At 61.7% G+C, this 4,385-nt stretch carries 2 protein-coding genes and 1 tRNA gene; all 3 read right to left on the minus strand.

Annotated elements, in window-relative coordinates; translation table 11 throughout:
* Positions 1 to 95 precede the first annotated feature (95 nt).
* Positions 96 to 1,376, minus strand: coding sequence for an AcvB/VirJ family lysyl-phosphatidylglycerol hydrolase (locus Q1V60_RS10060; protein ID WP_300629870.1), 1,281 nt, complete (start codon positions 1,374 to 1,376; stop codon positions 96 to 98).
* Positions 1,376 to 4,018, minus strand: a complete 2,643-nt coding sequence (gene mprF / locus Q1V60_RS10065; protein ID WP_300629872.1) for a bifunctional lysylphosphatidylglycerol flippase/synthetase MprF — start codon at positions 4,016 to 4,018, stop codon at positions 1,376 to 1,378. The genes Q1V60_RS10060 and mprF overlap by 1 nt, the downstream gene beginning before the upstream one ends.
* 280 nt (positions 4,019 to 4,298) lie before the next feature.
* A tRNA-Met gene (locus tag Q1V60_RS10070) sits at positions 4,299 to 4,375 on the minus strand.
* Positions 4,376 to 4,385: the final 10 nt, after the last annotated feature.

The raw sequence follows: 4,385 nt of genomic DNA on the forward strand, positions 1-4,385 counted from the left end.
CTCGCGAAAGCGGTGATCAGTCACAGCAGTAGTGACTGACACTCCGTATTCGCGAGCAAGCCCGCTCCCACATTGGCATTGCGTACAGCCTGGAGTTACTCGGCCTTGGCCTGGTGCTTGACGATGATGTCCACCAAGCGCTTGGCCAGCGCCGGGTAGTTCTCGTCGAAGTGATGCCCACCCGGCAGCTTCATGGCTTCGCCCACGGCGGTCTTGTCGGTACAGCCGCTCTCGTCGACTTCCTCGGCGCCGTAGATGCACACCACCTTGTCCGGCGGCAGCTTGGCCATTTCCGGGCCGGTCGCGGCTTCCTTGCCGGCGTTGCCCAGCCAGCCTTCCACTTCGATCTCAAAGCTGCCGGTGCGGGCGAAGGCCAGCAGGATGATTGCGTCGACCCGCTGCTGTTCGTTTTCCGGCATACGGTTGTAGATGGCCGGCAGTACGTCGGCACCGAATGAATAACCGGTCAACACGAAGCGTTTGGTGCCCCATTTTTGCCGATAGTGTTGCATCAGCTCGCTCAGGTCCTTGGCGCTTTGTTCCGGGGTTTTGTGTTGCCAGTAGTAGCGCAGGGTGTCGATGCCCACCACCGGGTAGCCGATCTTCGCCATCTCGCCGGCCACGTCGCGGTCCAGGTCACGCCAGCCGCCGTCACCGGAGAGGAACAGGGTCACGGTGTCCTTGGCCTGACCGGCCGGCACTTCGACCACCGGAATCGCCAGGCCACCGTTGTCCGAGCCCACCAATTGCTTGCGCAGCTCGTTGTTCAGTACTTGCGGGTAATGAATGTCGTAGTCGCTGATGCTGGTGGTGGCACGCGGTGTGTCGCGTACGAAACTGGCGCTTTCATCGTCAGGGTTGTCGTTCCATGCCACCAGCCAACTGCCGTGGGCGGCGGTTTTCGGTAGCGGGTCGTTGCAGCCTTCCTGTTTCAGCGCGAAGCCGACGGAGATGGCGTTGGCCTTGTCGTCGTTCTGTGTGGCCAGCCAGCGCCAGGCGAGCGCCGCGCCAGGGCCGATGCCGCTGACCAGGGTCGCCGAGCCTTTAAGCTGGGCCAGGGCGCTTTGCAGCGCCTGCTCCTGCAGTTTGCAGTCATCCTTGGGCAGGACCACCTGAACGATCTGCGCCGAGCCACCCTGGCTGAGGGCGATCAGCTGGCTGTCGGTGAGGGTTTCGTCGGCCATCACGGCCACCACCACGCGGGTTTTCGCCGTGCCGGCCGGGGTGACGCGGGTCATCGTCGAACCATCGGCCTGGGGCAATTGCTCCAGGGTCGGCTGTGGGGCAGGGCGGTTCCAGTACCAATAGCCGCCGCCGAGGATCAGCGCGAGCAGCACTACAAAGGCCAATACATACCGCCAGGAGCGTCGAATCATCAGCGTTTCACCAATCCAGTCAAGCCGCCCGCGATCAGGGCGGCGGTATCGGCCAATGCCACCAGCGGATCAAGTCCTGCGGGCACGGCCATGTAACGGGGTTCCCAGTCAGGCTGGAACTTGTCTTTGAAGCGGCGTAAACCTTGAAAGTTATACAGTTGCTCGCCACGGCGGAACACCATCGAGCCCAAGCGTTGGGTCAGTGGCGCGCCGCGTCGCGGCTGCAGGCCCGACAACGGCACCATGCCGAGGCTGAAGCGAGCGTAGCCGTGGTTCTTATAATGTTGAATCAGGCCGACCATCATGAATTCCATGGTCAGCTTCGGCGCGTCCGGGTGGGCGCGCATCAAGTCGAGACTGGCCAGGTCATGGTTGTACGTCTCGAGCAGGTTGGCGAAGGCCACCGGGCGCCCTTCGAAGCGAATGATCGCGATACGGAAGTGCTTGAGGTAGTCATCGCTGAAGCGGCCCAGGGAGAAGCCTTTTTCGCGCACATTCTTACCGGTAAGCCAGGCGTCCGAGATAACTTTTAATTCATCCATCGGCGCCGTGCCCGCTTCGCAGATCTCCAGGGACAGGCCGTCCCGGGTGCCACGGTTCCAGGTGTAGCGCAAATCCTTCATCTCTTTGCCCTTGGCTTCCAGATCAAAGCGTTTCAGGTCGACGCGGGCTTCTTCGCCCAGCTTGATCGCGGTGAGTCCAATGTCCATGTAGTACGGCAGGTTCTCCGCACGCACTTGATAGAACACCGGCCGTGCGTGGTGAATGTCGCACAGGTCGCGGAACTGCCAGATCATCTCGGCGCGAGGTTGGGTCGGGCCGATCGGATCATACAGGGCCACCAGGCTGCGCCCGCGACGGGCGTACATCAGGAAGGCCTCGTCGTTGGGGTGGAACAGCAACGCCTTGTCGCCGGTCAGCGCCAGGCCGCCGTCGGGTTGCGAGGAGGCCATCAGGATTTTGGAGGCGCGCTCGAGTTCTTCCGGGGTCGGCAGATGGATGACCGGGCGCGCGGTACGCAGCAGCCAGGTCAGCGACACGATCACCAGCAACACGGCGGCACCCAGCAAAGAACGCAAACCGCGCGGGGCGTTGGCATCAAGGGTGAACTGCCACCAGAGTTGATGGCTGTAGGGGACGTCCTGATAGGCGAACAGCAGCAGCCAGATCGACGCGCCCAGCACACAGACGCTGGCCACAAGGTACAGCGGCGAGAAGGGCAGTTCGGTCAAACGGCTGGCACGGTAGAACGAGCGTCGAAAGATCGCCAGCAGCACGGCGGTCATGGTCATCAGGCTGGCTTCTTCCCAGTCGAAACCCTTGAGCAGCGAAAGCAGGGCGCCGACCAGCAGCAGAATCATGGTCAGCATCCAGGCGGCCGACAAGCGTCGACGCAAGCCCTGGGCGAGCAACAGGCACAGCACGCCGATCAGGCTGGCGCCGAAGTGCGAAGCGTCAATCAGGCGGTGGGGAATCAGGAAGCCGATGTTTTCCAGGCGTGAATCGATCTCCGGCGTGGCGCCGGAAAACAGCAGGACCACGCCGGACAAAAAAACCAGTACGGCCAACACCGGTGCTGCGAGGCCGGAGGCAACGCGCAGGCTTTGCTGAGTCTGGAACAGGCGCTGGGCTTCGTTGACCAGCAGGAAGATACAGGCGATCAACAGCGGCAACACCACGTAGATCATCCGGTACAGCAGCAGGGCGGCGGCCAGTGGCGCAGCGCCGAGTTTGTCGGCGAAGGCGGCCAGCAGGATCGCTTCGAAAACCCCCACGCCACCGGGTACATGGCTGAGCACGCCGGCGGCCAGGGCCAGCAGGTACACCAACAGGAACGGGCCGAAGGGCGGTGCTTCCGGCAGCAGCATATAAAGGACGGCAGCTGCGGCGGCGACGTCCAGTGCGGTGATGATCAGTTGCAGGAACGTCAAGCGACGGCCAGGCAGGCGCAGGGTACGACGCCCGGCCCTGACCAGCAGGTTATCCGGGTAGGGCTGTTCCGGCAGGCGTCGGCGATAGATGCCGATGCACAACGCGACCGACAATAACAGCACGGCGCCGGCGATACCGCCCAACAGGCTTTGCGGTAAATGCAGGTAAGTGGAGGCCGCCGGCAAGTTGCTCAGGGTTGCCAATGCAGCCAGTGGCGGCAGGGCGCAACCCAGGGCCAGGCTGGCGAACACGGTCATATGGGCGACTTCCGAAGCGCCAATGCCATGCCGTGCATATAAACGGTAGCGCACCGAACCGCCCGAGAGCATCGACAAGCCGATGGCGTTACCGATGGCAAAGGCCGTGAAGCCGCCCAGTGCCAGGGTCTTGGCGGGCAGTTTCACCCCGGCATAACGCGCGCCGGAGAATTCATAGCCCAACAGGATGACGAAGCCTGCGACCGCCGCCGCAAACGCGCCGAGCAGGGCGGGCTTGGGGACTTCCAGGATCGAGTCGTGGAGGGCGTACAGATCCAGTTCCAACAGCAAGTGTCGGCAGGCGATCAGGGCAATTGCAAACAGCAGCAAGGTCACGGCCAAGCCGATGGGCTGGCGGTATTTGCTCAACAGATCCAACCAACGCAAACGGGTGGGAGTGATCGGTTGTTCCGCTGTGACAGTGTCTTTTGGTTCAGACGAGTTGGCGCGCATCAATCACCTCGTGGATTGTGCGCGACAGGATGGGGGTATCCAGCCAAGTTACCAATCCCTATGGACAAAATAATTACAAATATTAACGCGGATCACCGGGTGCGGCGACTGCGGCCATTGGTCGTAGAGGATAGCGCTTGAGACAGTGAGCATAGCGTGCAATGAGATGGACTCTACAAACCGTCTACGGTTTCATGAAAGATGCCATACCATTGTTTCAGAAGAACTTTTTCACCGGATACAAAAAAGGCCACTCTTTCGAGTAGCCTTTTTTGATGTTTGGTTGCGGGAGCCGGATTTGAACCGACGACCTTCGGGTTATGAGCCCGACGAGCTACCAGACTGCTCCATCCCGCGTCTGTGTGTC

The sequence above is a fragment of the Pseudomonas sp. genome (assembly GCF_030147005.1).
Lineage (GTDB): Bacteria > Pseudomonadota > Gammaproteobacteria > Pseudomonadales > Pseudomonadaceae > Aquipseudomonas.